Source organism: Ruegeria sp. BHSC037, assembly GCF_059613045.1.
This window is the reverse complement of record NZ_JBXWRT010000003.1, coordinates 129,739-146,185: the sequence shown is the minus strand read 5'-3', so window position 1 is coordinate 146,185 and position 16,447 is coordinate 129,739. Positions and strand designations below refer to the sequence as shown.

The window sequence follows — 16,447 nt, the reverse complement described above, 5'->3', positions numbered from 1 at the left end:
CTGCAAATCGGATCATTGCGGAACGCGGAATGGGGCTCTGCCCCTACCGCGCTGCGCGCGGCTCCCCCGGGATATTTTGGGCCAGATGAAGTGCGGTCGTATTCTTCATCTGGCGTCAAATATCCCGGAGTGCGAGGCAGAGCCTCGCAAACTGCTTCTGCTCAGCGGGTCAGGGCGTCCAGGATACGGGCCCACGAGCGGATGCCCTTGTGAAAGCTGTTCACGTCATACTTTTCGTTGGGTGAATGGATGGCGTCGTCGTCGTTCGCAAATCCGACCAGCATCGAATCCAGCCCCAGAACGGAATTGAAATATCCCACGACCGGGATCGAGCCGCCCATGCCGGTGAAAACAGCCTCGCGATTCCATTCATCTGAAAGGGCGCTGCGGGCGGCCTCGAACTCCGGCCGGTCCAGATTCATCACCGAGGCGGGGGAGCCTTCGAGGTCATTGTCCCAAACGACCTTGGCGTCGGGCGACAGGCGGTCTTCGACGTGTTTGCGGATCTTGTCCCGCAGTTTGTCGGGGTCCATGTCGCCGACCAGTCGGCAGGTGATCTTGCAATGGGCTTCGCTGGGGATCACGGTTTTCGACCCCGCCCCGTTGTAGCCGCCCCACAGCCCGTTGATTTCCAGCGTCGGCCGCGCCCATTGCTGCTCGAGCGTCGAGTAGCCCTTTTCGCCGTGCGGCTGCGTGTAGCCGACCGAATTGAGGTACTCGGCCTCGTCAAAGCCGCAATTCTCCCATTGGCGCAGCTGGTCGGCGGGAACCTCGTGCACGCCTTCGTAGAAGCCTTCGACCGCAACGCGGCCGGTTTCCTCGTCGTAGAACGAGGCGACGATCCGGGAAATCTCGCGCAGCGGATTCAGGCCCGGGCCGCCGTAGTGGCCCGAATGCAGGTCGATGCGCGGGCCGATGATCGTGAATTCATCCTTGAGCATGCCGCGCAGTTGCGAGGCGATCGAGGGCACGCCGCGCGACACCATCGACGTGTCGCAGACCAGCGCCAGATCGGCCTTCAACTCGTCCTTGTTGGTCTCGAGGAACGGGACCAGCGAAGGCGACCCAGACTCTTCTTCACCTTCGAAGAAGAAGGTGATCCGGCAGGGCAGTTTGCCATGCACGGCCTTCCACGCACGGCAGGCCTCGACGAAAGTCATCAGCTGGCCCTTGTCGTCCGAGGCACCGCGCCCGCGGATCACCTGGCCGTGCTCGGTCTCTTCCAGAGCCGGGTCGAACGGGTCGCGCTTCCACAGGTTCAGCGGGTCAACCGGCTGAACGTCATAGTGCCCGTAGAACAGCAGGTGCGGTGCGTCAGCATCATCGCCAACATGACCGACGACCATCGGGTGGCCCGGCGTTGCGCGCTTTTCTGACTGAATGCCCATGCTCTGCAAATCGGCGACCAGCCAGTCGGCAGCCTTGTCAACGCTTTCCTTGTAGGCTGGATCGGTCGAGATGGACGGGATCCGAAGAAATTCCATCAACCGGTCGATCGAGGTGGTAAGATCAGCGTCGATCTTGCTCAGTACGGCGTCAAGCGACATCGGGGGCTCCTGAATGGTTTTGAATTTGCGCCGAACCTATCAGCGCCAGCGGTGCCGTCCAGCCCAAGCCGCAGGGAAACCGCGGACAATATCGGAAACATGCGAGCATGTGAGGCGCCCGGCCTGCGTCGTTTCCTCGCGCTTGGTGGTGTCGAGTTTACTTGTCGCGGCTGGCCCGAAAGGATAATTGATGCAAATCAATGTTGCGACGGGTCCCGACGGGCTAGGCAAGTGCAGGAAACAAATAGCGGACGTTGCCTGAAAATCGGGTACTATGGCACGGAGAAACGCCTGGCCGCGCGAAAGGGTCATGAAGGAGGGTCCTTTGGACTATACAGCTCAGCTCGATACGGCGATTGCCAAGCTGCATGAAGAAGGACGTTACCGGACCTTTATCGACATCGAACGTCGCAACGGACAGTTCCCGCATGCGGTACGCACGCGCCCCGACGGGTCGCAGCAGGACATCACGGTCTGGTGCGGCAACGATTATCTGGGCATGGGGCAGCACCCTGTCGTGTTGCAGGCGATGCACCAGGCAATCGACGCAACCGGTGCCGGATCGGGCGGGACGCGCAACATCTCGGGCACGACCGTCTATCACAAACGGCTCGAGGCGGAACTGGCCGATCTGCACGGCAAAGAGGCGGCGCTGCTGTTCACAAGCGCCTACATCGCCAACGACGCCACTCTTAGCACGCTGCCCAAGTTGTTTCCGGGCCTGATCATCTATTCCGACGAACTGAACCATGCTTCGATGATCGAGGGCGTGCGCCGCAACGGGGGCGCCAAGCGGATCTTCCGCCACAATGACGTGGCCCATCTGCGCGAACTGCTCCTAGCCGACGACCCGGCCGCGCCCAAGCTGATCGCCTTTGAATCGGTGTATTCCATGGACGGCGATTTCGGTCCGATCGAGGAAATTTGCGACTTGGCCGACGAGTTCGGCGCGCTGACCTATATCGACGAAGTGCATGCCGTGGGCATGTACGGCCCGCGCGGCGGCGGCGTGACCGAGCGTGACCGGCTGGCGCATCGGATCGACATTATCAACGGCACCCTGGCCAAGGCCTATGGCGTGATGGGCGGCTACATCGCGGCCAGCGCGAAAATGTGCGATGCCGTTCGCTCTTATGCGCCGGGTTTTATCTTTACCACCTCGCTGCCTCCGGCGGTCGCTGCGGGCGCCGCAGCCTCGGTCGCCTTCCTCAAGCGTGCGCCGGAACTGCGCGAGCAGCATCAGACCCAGGCCAAGATCCTCAAGCTGCGGCTGAAGGGGCTGGGCTTGCCGCTGATCGACCACGGCAGCCACATCGTGCCGGTGATAGTAGGCGACCCGGTACATACCAAAAAGCTCAGCGACATGCTGCTGGAAAGCTATGGCATCTATGTCCAGCCGATCAATTTCCCGACCGTGCCCCGCGGGACCGAGCGCCTGCGCTTTACCCCGTCGCCCGTCCATGGACCGGACGAGATGAACCGCTTGGTCCAGGCAATGGACGAACTTTGGTCACATTGTGCGCTAAATCGCGCCGAACTTGCCGGGTAGCCTCTGACTGACATGTGCAACATGTTTGGCGCGTGTTAAGCTCTCGCTAACAAAAGAAAACGGATGATTCGTTGTGGGGATGATTCGCCGTTTGCGTGTAACACGCGGTAGGCAGTTTGGGGCAGCAGGGATGATTGGGCGCAGGACTCAGCGCAATTCCGAGCAAGACGTGGAGGTCAGGCCAAAAGGGTTTGACGACTATGAGGTTCGCCTGGGCGATGTCATGCGCGGCGAGCGTGCCACCAAGGGCAAGTCTCTGCTGGATGTCCAACGTGAACTGCGGATCAAGGCCAACTACATCGCCGCCATCGAAAACGCCGACCCTGATGCGTTCGACACACCCGGCTTTATCGCCGGGTATGTGCGTTCCTACGCCCGGTATCTGGGCATGGACCCGGATGAAACCTTTGAAACCTTCTGCAAGGAAAGCGGGTTTTCGGTGGCGCATGGCATGTCGGCCCAAGCCTCGGTGGTCAAGAAAGGCGGCGGCGACTTGCCGGCGCGTGGACCAATGGGGCGCGACCCGTTCATTTCGCCGAACACGCCTTATCTTCCGGGCCGTGAATCCGTCTTCAGCCAGATTGAACCCCGGGCAATCGGCTCTTCGCTGGTCCTGCTGGCACTGATCGGCGGCATCGGCTATGGCGGCTGGTCGGTTCTCAACAAGATCCAGCAGGTGCAGGTCGCCCCGGTCGAACAAGCGCCGGTGGTGTTGGCCGATCTCGATCCGCTGGCGGCGATCCGGTCCGACACCGACGATGATATCGACGGCTTGCAGGCCCCCAGTGCAGAGGCGTTGGATCGTCTGTATCGGCCGCAGGCGCTGGACGTGCCGGTGCTGGTGGCGCGCGATGCGCCGATCTCGACGCTCGATCCGCGCACCGTAGGCACCTTCCGCCCGCCGGAACTGCCCGAGGTGGCTATGGCCGAAGTGCACACGGTCGAGCGCACACCGCTGCCGCAAGTGGTCGAAAAGGTGGACACTGCGCTCAAGATCGTTGCGGTAGAACCTGCCTGGATGCGGGTCACCGCAGCCGATGGCAGCGTGATCTTCGAGGGAACGCTTGGCACGGTCGAAAACGGCAACGTCTTCGAGGTGCCGCTGACCGAAGAGCCCCCGCAACTGCGCGCAGGGGCGTCGGGCAGCGTGTATTTCTCGATGAACGGCCAGCATTACGGCCCGGTCGGTAAGCCCGGAACCGTGTCCAAGGGCGTGATCCTGTCCAAGGACGCGGTTGCCGAAAACTACGCCGTTGCCGATCTCACGTCCGAGGCCAACAGTGCGCTGCGGCGTCTGGTGGCCGAGCTTCAGACTCAAGCGACCGAAGCCCCGGCAGAGTGATCTTGCCATTGCGGCGGGCTTGCCCCCGGACTATCTAAAGGCCAGACCTCAGACTGACGCGGATCCGTTTTCATGTCTCTGAACCACGTGCGCCCCTGGCGCGACATCTATCGCCGCAAATCCCGCCAGATCATGGTCGGCAACGTTCCGGTGGGCGGCGACGCGCCGATCGCCGTGCAAACTATGACCAACACGCTGACGACCGATGTCGCCGCGACCGTGGCGCAGGTACAGGCGGCGGCCGAGGCCGGAGCGGATATCGTGCGTGTATCGGTCCCGGACGAGGCGTCGTCGAAGGCGTTAAAGGAGATCGTGCGCGAAAGCCCGGTGCCGATCGTGGCGGATATCCATTTCCACTATCGGCGCGGCATCGAGGCCGCCGAGGCCGGCGCCGCGTGCCTGCGCATCAACCCGGGCAATATCGGTGATGAAAAGCGGGTGAAAGAGGTCATCAAGGCCGCGCGCGACCACAATTGCTCGATCCGCATCGGCGTGAACGCGGGCAGTTTGGAAAAGCACCTGCTGGAGAAATATGGCGAGCCGTGCCCCGAGGCGATGGTGGAAAGCGGGCTCGAACATATCCGCATCCTGCAGGACAATGATTTCCACGAATTCAAGATCAGCGTGAAGGCCAGCGACGTTTTCCTGTCGGCTGCTGCCTATCAGGGCATCGCCGAGGCCACCGACGCCCCGATCCATCTGGGCATCACCGAGGCCGGGGGGCTGGTCAGCGGCACGATCAAATCGGCCATCGGGCTGGGCAACCTGCTGTGGATGGGGATCGGCGACACGATCCGCGTCAGCCTGTCAGCCGATCCGGTCGAAGAGGTGAAGGTCGGTTTCGAGATCCTAAAATCTCTTGGCCTGCGCCATCGGGGCGTGAACATCATCTCATGCCCGTCCTGCGCGCGGCAGGGGTTCGACGTGATCAAGACGGTCGAGACGCTGGAAAAGAGGCTGGAACACATCAAGACGCCCATGAGCCTGTCGATCATCGGCTGCGTCGTGAACGGCCCCGGCGAGGCGCTTATGACCGATGTCGGCTTTACCGGCGGGGGCGCGGGTTCGGGCATGGTCTATCTGGCGGGCAAGGCCAGCCACAAGATGTCGAACGAACAGATGATCGACCACATCGTCGAGCAGGTGGAGAAGAAGGCGGCGGAACTGGACGCCGCGGCCGAGGCGGCTGAATAGAAACAGAAAAAACCGCAGCACCTGGCTGCGGCTCTTCCATGTCGTTGCGTGTCCGGTCTCGACCTCTTGGCCGACTATCCCTGTTCGGCGCGCACGGCGTCGGCGATCTGCTGCATCTGATCGGCCTTCAGATAACCGCGCAACATTTCCGTACCCAGCACGAAGCTGGGCGTGCCAGAAATCTTGAGCCGTTGCGCCAGTTCGCGGGTCTGGGCGATTTCATCTGTCACCGCGTCGCTATCCATTGCAGCCAAGATCGCATCGCTGTCCAGGCCCAGCCCGTCGGAAATTCGGCGCAGGGCTACTTCGGTCACGTCTCCGCCGAATTCCATCAGCGCGTCATGCACCTGCTTGTAGGCGTCGTCGCCTGCGACTTGCTTGGTCGCAATAGCAAAACGTGACGACAACACCGAAGCCTCGCCAAGGATCGGGAACTCTTTGATGATAAAGCGGATGTTTCCATCCTGTGCCAGCAGGGCGTCGACCTCGGGCACCGCTCGGCGGCAATAGCCGCAGCGATAGTCCATGAACTCGACCAGAGTGATGTCGCCGTCTGGATTGCCACCCACCCAGCTGTAGCCGTCATTGAACAGCGCCTCGGCATTGGCTGCGACCAGGTCCTTGTCGGCTGCGGCTTCGGCTGCGGCATTGCGCTGCTCCAGAATGTTGACCGCTTCGATGATGACCTCGGGGTTTTCCAACAGATATTCGCGCACGGCCGCGCCGAACTCGGCCTTTTCGTCGGGACTCATCGCGCTCAGGTCCAGCGCCTGCGCGGGGCCGGATATCAGGGTAAGCCCCAGAAGGGCAGGTGCTGCGTGTCTGAGGATCATTTCCGTTTCCTTTTCGATTTCTCAGCTCGTTCTGCGGCAATCAGCACATCCTGTGCCCGTTGCCAACCCGGTGAGCCTTCGGGCAATTGCCCGACGGCGCGTCTTGCGTGGATGCCCGCATCGGCCAGGCGGCCTTGCAGGGCATAGCGTTCGGCGGTGACGGTCGCGGCCATGCCGGGCTGTCCCAGCTTGGCATAGGCCACCCCCAGATCCTGCATCAGCCGCAGGCTTCGATAGTCGCGGGCGCGTGCCTTTTCAAGCACTTGCAGGGCTTCCTTCGTACGCCCTTCGGCCAGCAACCCGCGCCCGTACCCGGCCATGATCAGAGCATCGCGCGGCGCCAGTTCCATGGCCTTGGCATAGGCGTTGACCGCTTGCGCAAACCGGCGGTTTTCCAGCAGGATCTGACCTTTCAACTCGTAATAGTACGGATCCTCGGGCCGGATCGCCAAGGCCCCGTCGATGGCCGACAGGGCCGCACCCAGATTGCGGTTCTGGTGATGGGCGGCGGCTTCGCGCATCAGGCGGATGTCCCGTGCGCTTTCTTCTTTGGCGCGGCGCAGGGTCCAGCTGGGCGAGCGCAGGAAGGCCGACAGTTTGCCCTTCACCCGCGCGAACCAGTAGTCGGCGTTCGGGTCGGGTTTGGCGCGGTCGCCGAATTCATCCAGAAAGGCCTCGGCGGCGCGCAGACGCTCGCGGCTGGTGGGGTGCGACCGCATGTAGGGGTCCTGATTGGCCTCGCTCAGCAATTCCTGGCCGGCGAATTTCCGGTGCAGGGCGACCATGCCGCTGGGCGAGATCTCGGCCCAGCGCAGGTATCCGGCCGCGCTGCGGTCGGCCGAGGCCTCTTCGGCGCGGGTGTGGCCCAGAAAGCTGCGCAGCGCCGAGGCGGATGTTCCGGCGGCGATCCCGGCTGCGGCCTCGCCGCCCCCTGCAGCCGCGGCGATCATGGCCAGCGCGGTTCCGAACCCGGCGGCCCGCTTGGCGGCGCGCAGGTTTTCGGCCCGCCGGGCCAGATGCCCGTTGGCGATATGGGCGGCCTCGTGCGCGATGACGGCCTGCAGCATCTCGGGGCTGTCGACGCTGAGGATCAGCCCGTGGTTCACGTAGATCGTGTTGTAGTCGATCACGAAGGCGTTGAACGTATCGTCCTTGACCACCAGAACGCGCACGCGGTTGGTGTTCAGCCCCGCCGCGCGCAGGATCGGAAAGGCCAGTTCGCGCAGCCCGTGTTCGATATCGGGGTCGCGGATCAGGCTTTGCGCGTGGCTTTGCGCGGCGGCCGCGATCCACAGCGCCACCGCCAGCAGAAATGCCGGGATTGACGCCAGCCGGGATCCGCGTTCAAAAGCCATGGTCGCAACATGGGAGATGGGCATGCGAAACTCAACCCGGTCGGGCGTTGATCCCTTCATCGTGATGGACGTGATGGAGGCCGCGCGCCGCGCTGAAGAGGCCGGGCGCCACATCATCCACATGGAAGTCGGCCAGCCCGGAACCGGCGCGCCTCAAGGCGCGTTGGAGGCGCTGGCCCGCGCGATGCGGCACGGCCCGCTGGGCTATACCGTCGCGCTGGGTCTGCCGGCGCTGCGGCAACGCATCGCACGGATGTATGGCGAATGGTACGACGTAGACCTGAACCCCGAACGGGTGGTGATCACCCCGGGATCCTCAGGCGGATTCCTGCTGGCCTTCACCGCGCTGTTCGACAGCGGCGACCGGGTGGGGATCGGCGCGCCGGGTTATCCGTCCTATCGTCAGATCTTGCGGGCGCTGGGGCTGGTGTCGGTCGATCTGCCGACTGCGCAGGAAAACCGCCTGCAACCCGTGCCACAGGATTTTGCCGGGCTCGACCTGCAGGGGCTGATGGTGGCCTCGCCCGCAAACCCGACCGGAACCATGCTGGACCACGCCGCCATGGGCGCGCTGATCGAGGCCGCGCAGGGGCAGGGTGCTTCGTTCATCAGTGACGAAATTTATCACGGGCTGGAATACGAGGCCAAGGCGGTCACTGCTCTGGAATTGACCGACGAGTGTTATGTCATCAACTCGTTTTCCAAGTATTTCTCGATGACCGGCTGGCGCGTCGGCTGGATGGTGGTGCCCGAGGATCAGGTGCGCGTGGTCGAACGCATCGCCCAGAACATGTTCATCTGTGCGCCCCATGCCAGCCAGATCGCCGCGCTGGCCGCGATGGATTGCGAGGACGAACTGCAGGGCAACCTAGCCGTCTATCGCCGCAACCGCGACCTGATGCTGAAGGGCCTGCCCGAGGCCGGGTTCACCAACATCGCGCCGCCGGACGGGGCGTTCTATGTCTATGCCGAGGTCTCGGACCTGACCCAGGACAGCCGCGCTTTTGCCGCCGAGATCCTGGACAAGGCCGGCGTCGCCGTAACGCCGGGGTTGGATTTCGACCCAGTGCGCGGCCACACGACCCTGCGCTTTTCCTACGCCCGGTCGACCGAGGACATCGAGCAGGGCCTGGAACGGCTCCGCAGCTTCATGGTGGATCGCCGGGCCGCGCATAAGTCGGCCTGAGGCGTTCACAAACCGGCCGTGCTGCGATAGGCTGCTGCCAAACGATCTCGGGAAAACTTGAGGCCATGAGCAGGATCCTTTTCGCACTCGCCCTGATCTGGGCGCTGACTGGCGCGGTATGGGCGCAGGACTTCAATGCCTTGGCGCGTGTCCTGCCCGAGGATAGCCGGATCATCGACGATGACGGCGCGGGCGTACAGGTCCAACTGGGGCTGAGCCAGGGCGTGCCATATCGCATCTTCACCCTTCAAGACCCGTACCGGATGGTGATCGACTTCAAGGAAGTCGACTGGAGCGGGTTGAACCGCGAGGCCTTCCTGCAGACCCGGCGCATCAGCGCGGTTCGGTTCGGGGCCTATGTGCCCGGCTGGTCGCGTCTGGTGCTGGAACTTGGGGCGCCGCTGGCTGTGGACCGGGCCGTGATGCGGGTCGATCCGGCCTCGGGCGCGGCGGTGTTGACCCTGAACCTGAAAGGCACCGATTTCGAAAGCTTCGCCGCAAGCGCGGGCGCGCCGCACACGCCCGGATGGGATCTGCCGCCCCCGGCCGATCTGCCGGCGCTGCGCGGCGCGGATGACCGACGGGCGCTGCGGGTGATGCTTGACCCAGGCCATGGCGGCATCGACCCCGGCGCCGAGGCGGGCGGAACCAACGAAAAGACCTTGATGCTGACCTTCGCCCGCGAACTGCGCGAGGAACTGCTGCGCGCGGGCGGGTTCGAAGTGGTCCTGACGCGGGCCGACGATTATTTCGTCTCGCTGGAACGGCGGATCGCGCTGGCGCATCGCGCCGCAGCCGATGTCTTCATCTCGCTGCATGCCGACGCGCTGTCCGAGGGGCAGGCCCACGGCGCCACGATCTATGTCCTGTCCAACGAGGCCTCGGACGTGGCCAGCCGCAAACTGGCCGAGCGGCACGACCGCGACGACCTGATCGCCGGCGTTGATCTGAGCGGCTCGGACGACCAGATCGCCGACGTTCTGCTGGACATGGCCCGGCAAGAGACCCAGCCCCGCACCGAGGCGCTGGCGCAGACGCTGGCCAACGGCATGGCGCAACAGGGCGGGCCGATGAACCGGCGCCCTGTCCGTCGGGCCTCGTTTTCGGTACTCAAGGCCGCCGACATCCCGTCAGTTCTGGTCGAACTTGGGTTCTTGTCCAGCCCCAGAGATCTGAAAAACCTGAAAAATCCCGAATGGCGATCCACCATGGCGCGCGGCATCCGTCAGGGGCTTCAGGCTTGGCGGCAGCAAGATCTGGCCCGCCGCGACCTGATTGGGCAGTGACCCTGCGGCGCAAAACGGCTAGTATCGGCGCGGGTGCTTTGACCCTTGTGTGCAGCGGCACTATATAGGCTGCACCGCGAACAAAAGGCAGCAACGTGATCCGGTTCATTCTTTCGATTTTTGGGGCGATCTTCAGCCTCGTGACGCTTGGTATCTTCATGGCGGCGCTGGTGATCGGCGCGGTGTTCTGGATGTACGGCCGTGACCTGCCCAGCCACGAGTCGTTGGCCCAGTACAAGCCGCCCACCATCAGCCGCATCTATTCGGGCGAAGGCCACCTGATTGACGAATTCGCCCAGGAGCGCCGCCTGTTCACCCCGTCCGAGGAAATCCCCGACCTGGTCAAGCAGGCCTTCATCTCGGCCGAGGACAAGAATTTCTACACCCACCAAGGCTATGACCCGCGCGGCATCATCGCCGCCGCGGTCGAGGCGGTGAAGTCCAAGGGCGAAAACGTTCGCGGGGCCTCGACCATCACCCAGCAGGTGATGAAGAACTTCCTTCTGTCGGGCGACCGCCGGGCCGAGCGCAAGATCAAGGAAATCATCCTTGCCACCCGCCTGGAAGAGACGCTGGACAAGGAACAGATCCTCGAGCTTTATCTCAACGAGATCTTCCTGGGCCAGAACTCCTACGGCGTGACCGCTGCCGCGCAGACCTATTTCAACAAGACCTTGCAGGAACTGGCCCCGCACGAGGCGGCGACGCTGGCGGCGATGCCCAAGGCGCCGTCGGACTATCACCCGGTCCGGCAGAAGGATCGCCTGCTGGCGCGGCGCAACTATGTGCTGCGCGAAATGTACCAGAACGGGTACATCGACAAGGCGACCTATGAGACCGAAGTGGCGCAACCGCTGCGCTCGGTCCAGAACGGCGATTTCGAAAGCTTCCGCACCGCGCTGCCGCCGCGCGACTATTTCACCGACGAGATCCGCCGTCAGTTGAGCGAGGATTTCGGCGAGGGCGAATTTTTTACCGGCGGTTTCACCGTCCGCGCCTCGGTGGACGAAGAGATGCAGGTCGAAGCCGCACTTGCCCTGCGCGAGGCCTTGCAGAAATACGACCGGTCGCGCGGGAAATGGCGCGGAACCGGCCTGACCATCCCCGAGGAAATATTGGCCGACGAGGCACAATGGCGCGCAGAGCTGGCCAAACTGGAGGTTCCACGCGACGTGGTGCTGCCCACGCCGTGGTATCCGGCGGTGGTGCTGGACGTTGCCGACCAGCAACTGACCGTGGGGGTCGAAAACGGTCCGGCCGACGGCATCATCCCGCGCAGCGACATCAAGTGGATGCAGGGCGATTTCCGCGCCAATTTCAAGCGCGGCGACGTGATCCTTGTGGTAGCCGCCGAAGACGGCCAGTGGTCGGCCCGCCAGATCCCCGAGGTTCAGGGCGGATTTGTCGCGATGGACGTGAACTCGGGCCGCGTTCTGGCGATACAGGGCGGGTTCTCGTACCAGGACTCGGTGTTCAACCGCGCCACCCAGGCGCTGCGCCAGCCCGGTTCGGCCTTCAAGCCCTTCGTCTATGCCGCCGCGCTCGACAGCGGCTACAGCCCGGCGACCATCGTGGTGGATGCGCCCATCGAGGTGAATACGCCGCAGGGTCTGTGGACCCCCAAGAACTCGACCAACAAGTTCTATGGCCCCACGCCGCTGCGCACCGGGATCGAGCAGTCGCGGAACCTGATGACCATCCGCTTGGCACAGGAGGTTTCGATGCCCGTGGTCGCAGGTTATGCGGAACGGTTTGGCGTATACGACAACATGGGCCCCTACCTGGCCAACGCGCTGGGGGCCGAGGAGACCACGCTCTACAAGATGGTTGCGGCCTATGCGATGTTCGCCAACGGTGGCGAGCGGGTCAAACCCACCCTGGTCGACCGGATCCAGGACCGGTTTGGCAAGACGATCTATCGGCATGATGATCGTCAATGCCTCGATTGCAATTCCAGCTGGCTGGAACCCGATGCGGCCCCCACCATCGTCGACGACCGCGAGCAGGTGATGGACCCGATCACCGCCTATCAGCTGACCTCGATGATGAAGGGTGTGGTGGATCGCGGTACCGCGTCGCGTGTGGTCAACCTGCCGGTTCCGACGGCTGGCAAGACCGGTACGACCAACGAATCCAAGGACGCCTGGTTCATCGGCTTCACCTCGAATATCGTGGCCGGCTGCTATATCGGCTATGACCGTCCGCGCCCGATGGGGCGGGGGGCCTATGGCGGCACGCTGTGCGGGCCGGTCTTCCAGAGCTTCATGGAAAAGGCAGTCGCGAAATACGGCGGCGGCCCGTTCGAAGTGCCCCCGGGCGGCCATTTCATCAAGATCGACCGGTTTAGCGGCGCGCGGCTGCCGGAAGATGCAACCGGCGATTACGTCGTGGCCGAATATTTCCGCGATGGTGTCGATGGTTTCATCGACCGCGTGTATGACGGCGGTTTCGCGATGGGGTCCGACCTGCCTCTGTTCGAGGAGGTCACGAGCGGAGGTCGTCAGGTTCGGACATCGACCGGCGAAACGGTCATCGTGGGACCCAAAGCCAGCCAAGGCGATCTGCAGGGCGGCGGACTTTATTGATCCGCCACCGAGCGGGGGAAAGCTATGCAAACCCGCGCGGGTCATCTTGTGGTGGCCTGAACCTCTTGCTATCACGCAGGCCTGATTGAGCAAGTTGGGACCTGACCATGCGCGCCGAAATCCAGAACATCGTGGCCGAGATCCAAAAATCGCTGGAGCTGCTGGCCCAGCGTATGGACTATGAAACCGCGCCGCACCGGCTGGAGGAGTTCAACGCCCGCGTCGAAGACCCCAACCTGTGGGACAACCCCGAAAACGCGCAGAAGCTGATGCGCGAACGGCAGGTTCTAGTCGATGCGATCGAGACCTACGAGTCGATCAAGACCGATTTGAACGACAATGTCGAACTGATCGAACTGGGTGAGATGGAAGACGACGAAGAAGTCGTCAAGGATGCCGAAGAGGCCCTGAAAAAGCTGCGCGACAAAGCGGCCGAAAAAGAGCTCGAGGCGCTGCTGGACGGCGAGGCCGACGCCAACGACACCTTCCTGGAAATCAACGCGGGCGCCGGGGGCACCGAAAGCTGCGATTGGGCCTCGATGCTGGCGCGGATGTATGTCCGCTGGGCCGAGAAGAAGGGCTACAAGGTCGAGCTGCAGTCAGAAACCCCGGGCGAAGAGGCGGGGATCAAGTCGGCGGCCTACAAGATCTCGGGCCACAACGCCTATGGCTGGCTGAAGTCCGAAAGCGGCGTGCACCGGCTGGTGCGGATTTCGCCCTATGACTCGGCGGCCAAGCGGCACACATCGTTCAGCTCGGTCTGGGTCTATCCGGTGGTGGACGACAATATCGAGATCGAAGTGAACCCGGCGGATATCCGCGTCGATACCTACCGGTCCTCGGGGGCGGGCGGTCAGCACGTCAACACGACCGACTCGGCGGTTCGGATCACCCACATCCCGACCGGCATCGTGGTGACAAGTTCGGAAAAATCGCAGCACCAGAACCGCGACATCGCCATGAAGGCGCTTAAATCGCGCCTCTACCAGATGGAACTGGACCGTCGAAACGCCGAGATCAACGCCGCGCACGAGGCCAAGGGCGACGCGGGCTGGGGCAACCAGATCCGGTCCTACGTTCTGCAGCCCTATCAGATGGTCAAGGACCTGCGCACGGGTTACGAGACCTCGGACACCAAGGGTGTTCTGGACGGTGATCTGGATGGGTTCATGGCGGCCACGCTGGCGATGAACGTATCGGGCAAAAGCCGGGCCGAGGCGCAGTCGGACGCCTGATTGCGCACGGGGCGGGTGGCACACCGACAAAAGATACATACAAAACACCGGGTTTAAATGCGATCCGTCCATCGCTAGGCTGAGTTCGATCATAGCCTGGACGTAACCCCATGACCCCAATCGAAACTTCGGCCGTCGAACTGCTGAGCAAGCTGCGCGCGGGGCAGGTTTCGGCCGTCGAAGTGATGCGCGCGACGCTGGACCGGATCGCGCAGGTCAACGACCGGGTCAACGCCATCGTGGCACTGCAGGATGAAGATGCACTGATGGCGCAGGCGCAGGCGGCCGACGGCCATGCCCGGCATGGCCCGCTGCACGGTCTGCCAATGGCGGTCAAGGATCTGGTGAACGTGGCGGGCATTCCCTCGACCCAGGGTTCGCCCCTGTTTCGCGGCCATGTGCCCGATGCCGACGACCTGATCGCGGCCCGACTGCGCGCGGCAGGCGCGATCCTGATCGGCAAGACCAACACGCCGGAATTCGGTCTGGGGTCGCATACGTTCAACCCGGTCTATGGCGCCACCCGCAACCCCTATGACCTGACGCGCAGTTGCGGCGGGTCTTCGGGCGGGGCGGCGGTCGCCTTGGCCACGGGAATGCTGGCGCTGGCCGATGGGTCCGACATGATGGGCAGCCTGCGCAACCCGGCCGCTTGGAACAATGTCTATGGCTTCCGCCCGACCTGGGGCCGCGTCCCGTCCGAGCCGGTGGGCGATCTGTATCTTCATCAACTTTCGACGCTGGGTCCGATGGCGCGCAGCCCAGAGGATATCGGGCTGCTGCTGGACGTGATGTCGGGCGCGGACCCGCGCCAGCCCCTGTCGTTCGACAGCGATCCGGTCTCGCCCGTGCCGGTCAGAAGCCTTGAGGACATGCGCATCGGCTGGCTGGGTGACTGGGGCGGGGCCTTCCCAACGGAAGACGGCATTCTGCCGCTGTGCGCGCGCGAGTTGACGCTGTTTGCCCAGTTGGGCGCAACGGTCGAGGAGGTACAGCCCCCCTTCGATGCCGAACGGATCTGGGAGTCTTGGATCACGCTGCGCTCGTTCAGCGTGGCGGCCGGGCTGCAACCCTTGGCCGACCGCAAACACGCCCTGAAGGACAGTGCCCTATGGGAGCTCGAGCGCGGGCTGGCCCTGACCGCGATGCAACTGCAGGACGCCAGCGTGACCCGGTCAGACTGGCACCGGCGGGCGGTTGCGCTGTTTTCCGAATATGACGCGCTGGTGCTGCCAGCAGCGCAGGTCTGGCCGTTTCCGGTGGACTGGCCGTATCCGCGCCGCATCGCCGGGGTCGAGATGGACAGCTATCACCGTTGGATGCAGGTGGTGACACCGGTCAGCCTGTTGGGGCTGCCCTGCCTGTCGATTCCGGCCGGATTCGGGCCGGGGGGGCTGCCGATGGGGATGCAGCTGTTCGGCCCGCGGGGCAGCGATGCCCGACTGCTGTCGATCGGGGCCGCCTATCATGCGGTTACGCATTGGCCGCAGAAACGGCCGCCCGAGATTTGAAGGAACTGGGAGGACAGACGGAACATGGACAGGCCATTCGGAGTTCCAAAGTTGAAACCCGCCAGCCGCGAAATGCTGCGCACGGCGCTGCGCCGGGGCTGGCAGGACTATCGCCGCGCGCCGATCTTCGGCCTGCTGTTTGCGGGGTTCTACGTTCTCGTGGGTTGGCTGATGGCATGGATCACGGTGCAGACGGGCACCTCGTACTGGCTGGTGCTGGCCGCGATCGGGTTTCCGCTGTTGGGGCCGTTTGCAGCGGTGGGGCTGTACGAGGTCTCGCACCGGCTGGAACAGGGCGCGCCGCTGGATTTCGGTGCCATCTTCGGCGTGGTGATCCAGCAGAGCCGCCGACAGCTGCCGTCGATTTGCGCCATCATCGTTGTGATCTTCTTGTTCTGGTTCTTTCTGGGCCACATGATCTTCGCCCTGTTCATGGGCCTGTCGACCATGACCAACGTGTCCTCGTCGCTCGAGGTGTTCCTGACTGCGAACGGGTTGACCATGCTTGCCGTCGGAACCGTGGTCGGAGCGCTTTTCGCGATCCTGCTCTACATGATCTCGGTGCTGTCGATTCCGATGCTGCTGGATCGTGAACTGGATTTCGTGACGGCGATGATTTCCAGCTATGCCTATGTCGCAGTGAACAAGCGTGTGATGCTCGGGTGGGGCGCGTTCATCGCCGTCACCACCTTCATCGCCATGATCCCGTGGTTTTTGGGCCTGCTGATCGTGCTGCCGCTGTTCGGCCATGCCAGCTGGCACCTGTACCGGCAGATCACGGGGGATAGTGACGGCGAAGAAACTGCCCCGACCTGATCGGTGCG

At 63.5% G+C, this 16,447-nt stretch carries 12 protein-coding genes; 9 read left to right on the top strand and 3 right to left on the bottom strand.

Features of this window, described 5'->3' with window-relative positions:
- Nucleotides 1-161 precede the first annotated feature (161 nt).
- On the bottom strand, nt 162-1,547 hold the full coding sequence (locus AC2FMN_RS03970; RefSeq protein WP_496686437.1) for a dipeptidase: 1,386 nt from the start codon (nt 1,545-1,547) through the stop codon (nt 162-164).
- Nucleotides 1,548-1,872: 325 nt separating this feature from the next.
- On the opposite strand from AC2FMN_RS03970, the gene hemA reads away from it, so the two are divergent.
- From hemA to ispG, 3 genes are all read left to right on the top strand, one after another.
- Nucleotides 1,873-3,096 (top strand): 5-aminolevulinate synthase, encoded by a 1,224-nt coding sequence (hemA, locus tag AC2FMN_RS03965; RefSeq protein ID WP_496686434.1) that lies wholly within the window; start codon nt 1,873-1,875, stop codon nt 3,094-3,096.
- A gap of 130 nt (nt 3,097-3,226) precedes the next feature.
- On the top strand, nt 3,227-4,438 hold the full coding sequence (locus AC2FMN_RS03960; RefSeq protein ID WP_496686431.1) for a helix-turn-helix domain-containing protein: 1,212 nt from the start codon (nt 3,227-3,229) through the stop codon (nt 4,436-4,438).
- Nucleotides 4,439-4,510: 72 nt separating this feature from the next.
- A complete protein-coding gene (ispG, locus tag AC2FMN_RS03955; RefSeq protein ID WP_149774887.1) occupies nt 4,511-5,632 on the top strand; it encodes a flavodoxin-dependent (E)-4-hydroxy-3-methylbut-2-enyl-diphosphate synthase in 1,122 nt (373 codons plus the stop codon).
- Between the two features lie 74 nt (nt 5,633-5,706).
- On the opposite strand, the gene AC2FMN_RS03950 is transcribed toward ispG, so the two are convergent.
- Nucleotides 5,707-6,465, bottom strand: coding sequence for a DsbA family protein (locus tag AC2FMN_RS03950; RefSeq protein ID WP_496686429.1), 759 nt, complete (start codon nt 6,463-6,465; stop codon nt 5,707-5,709).
- Nucleotides 6,462-7,844 carry a M48 family metalloprotease gene (locus tag AC2FMN_RS03945; protein WP_496686427.1) on the bottom strand — a complete coding sequence of 461 codons (1,383 nt, stop codon included), beginning with the start codon at nt 7,842-7,844 and terminating at the stop codon, nt 6,462-6,464. Before AC2FMN_RS03945 ends, AC2FMN_RS03950 begins: the two co-directional genes overlap by 4 nt.
- Here AC2FMN_RS03945 and AC2FMN_RS03940 point away from each other — a divergent pair.
- From AC2FMN_RS03940 to AC2FMN_RS03915, 6 genes are all read left to right on the top strand, one after another.
- Entirely contained in the window at nt 7,843-9,006 is a 1,164-nt protein-coding gene (locus AC2FMN_RS03940) for a pyridoxal phosphate-dependent aminotransferase (protein ID WP_496686424.1), read from the top strand. The genes AC2FMN_RS03945 and AC2FMN_RS03940 overlap by 2 nt on opposite strands.
- Nucleotides 9,007-9,071: 65 nt before the next feature.
- Nucleotides 9,072-10,292: an N-acetylmuramoyl-L-alanine amidase gene (locus tag AC2FMN_RS03935; RefSeq protein ID WP_496686421.1), complete on the top strand. Its 1,221-nt coding sequence runs from the start codon at nt 9,072-9,074 to the stop codon at nt 10,290-10,292.
- A 95-nt stretch (nt 10,293-10,387) separates the two neighbouring features.
- Nucleotides 10,388-12,877 (top strand): penicillin-binding protein 1A, encoded by a 2,490-nt coding sequence (locus tag AC2FMN_RS03930; protein ID WP_496686418.1) that lies wholly within the window; start codon nt 10,388-10,390, stop codon nt 12,875-12,877.
- A 107-nt stretch (nt 12,878-12,984) separates the two neighbouring features.
- On the top strand, nt 12,985-14,112 hold the full coding sequence (gene prfB / locus AC2FMN_RS03925) for a peptide chain release factor 2 (protein WP_496681191.1): 1,128 nt from the start codon (nt 12,985-12,987) through the stop codon (nt 14,110-14,112).
- 110 nt (nt 14,113-14,222) lie between these two features.
- On the top strand, nt 14,223-15,623 hold the full coding sequence (locus AC2FMN_RS03920; RefSeq protein WP_496686416.1) for an amidase: 1,401 nt from the start codon (nt 14,223-14,225) through the stop codon (nt 15,621-15,623).
- A gap of 24 nt (nt 15,624-15,647) precedes the next feature.
- Nucleotides 15,648-16,439, top strand: coding sequence for a DUF2189 domain-containing protein (locus AC2FMN_RS03915; RefSeq protein ID WP_496686414.1), 792 nt, complete (start codon nt 15,648-15,650; stop codon nt 16,437-16,439).
- Nucleotides 16,440-16,447: the final 8 nt, after the last annotated feature.

Excerpts from the sequence above, each read along its gene's own strand:
- AC2FMN_RS03970 (WP_496686437.1), bottom strand. The coding sequence starts at position 1,547 with ATGTCGCTTGACGCCGTACTGAGCAAGATCGACGCTGATCTTACCACC.
- AC2FMN_RS03960 (WP_496686431.1), top strand. The coding sequence starts at position 3,227 with ATGATTGGGCGCAGGACTCAGCGCAATTCCGAGCAAGACGTGGAGGTC.
- ispG (WP_149774887.1), top strand. The coding sequence starts at position 4,511 with ATGTCTCTGAACCACGTGCGCCCCTGGCGCGACATCTATCGCCGCAAA.
- AC2FMN_RS03950 (WP_496686429.1), bottom strand. The coding sequence starts at position 6,465 with ATGATCCTCAGACACGCAGCACCTGCCCTTCTGGGGCTTACCCTGATA.
- AC2FMN_RS03940 (WP_496686424.1), top strand. The coding sequence starts at position 7,843 with ATGCGAAACTCAACCCGGTCGGGCGTTGATCCCTTCATCGTGATGGAC.
- AC2FMN_RS03945 (WP_496686427.1), bottom strand. The coding sequence starts at position 7,844 with ATGCCCATCTCCCATGTTGCGACCATGGCTTTTGAACGCGGATCCCGG.
- AC2FMN_RS03935 (WP_496686421.1), top strand. The coding sequence starts at position 9,072 with ATGAGCAGGATCCTTTTCGCACTCGCCCTGATCTGGGCGCTGACTGGC.
- prfB (WP_496681191.1), top strand. The coding sequence starts at position 12,985 with ATGCGCGCCGAAATCCAGAACATCGTGGCCGAGATCCAAAAATCGCTG.
- AC2FMN_RS03920 (WP_496686416.1), top strand. The coding sequence starts at position 14,223 with ATGACCCCAATCGAAACTTCGGCCGTCGAACTGCTGAGCAAGCTGCGC.
- AC2FMN_RS03915 (WP_496686414.1), top strand. The coding sequence starts at position 15,648 with ATGGACAGGCCATTCGGAGTTCCAAAGTTGAAACCCGCCAGCCGCGAA.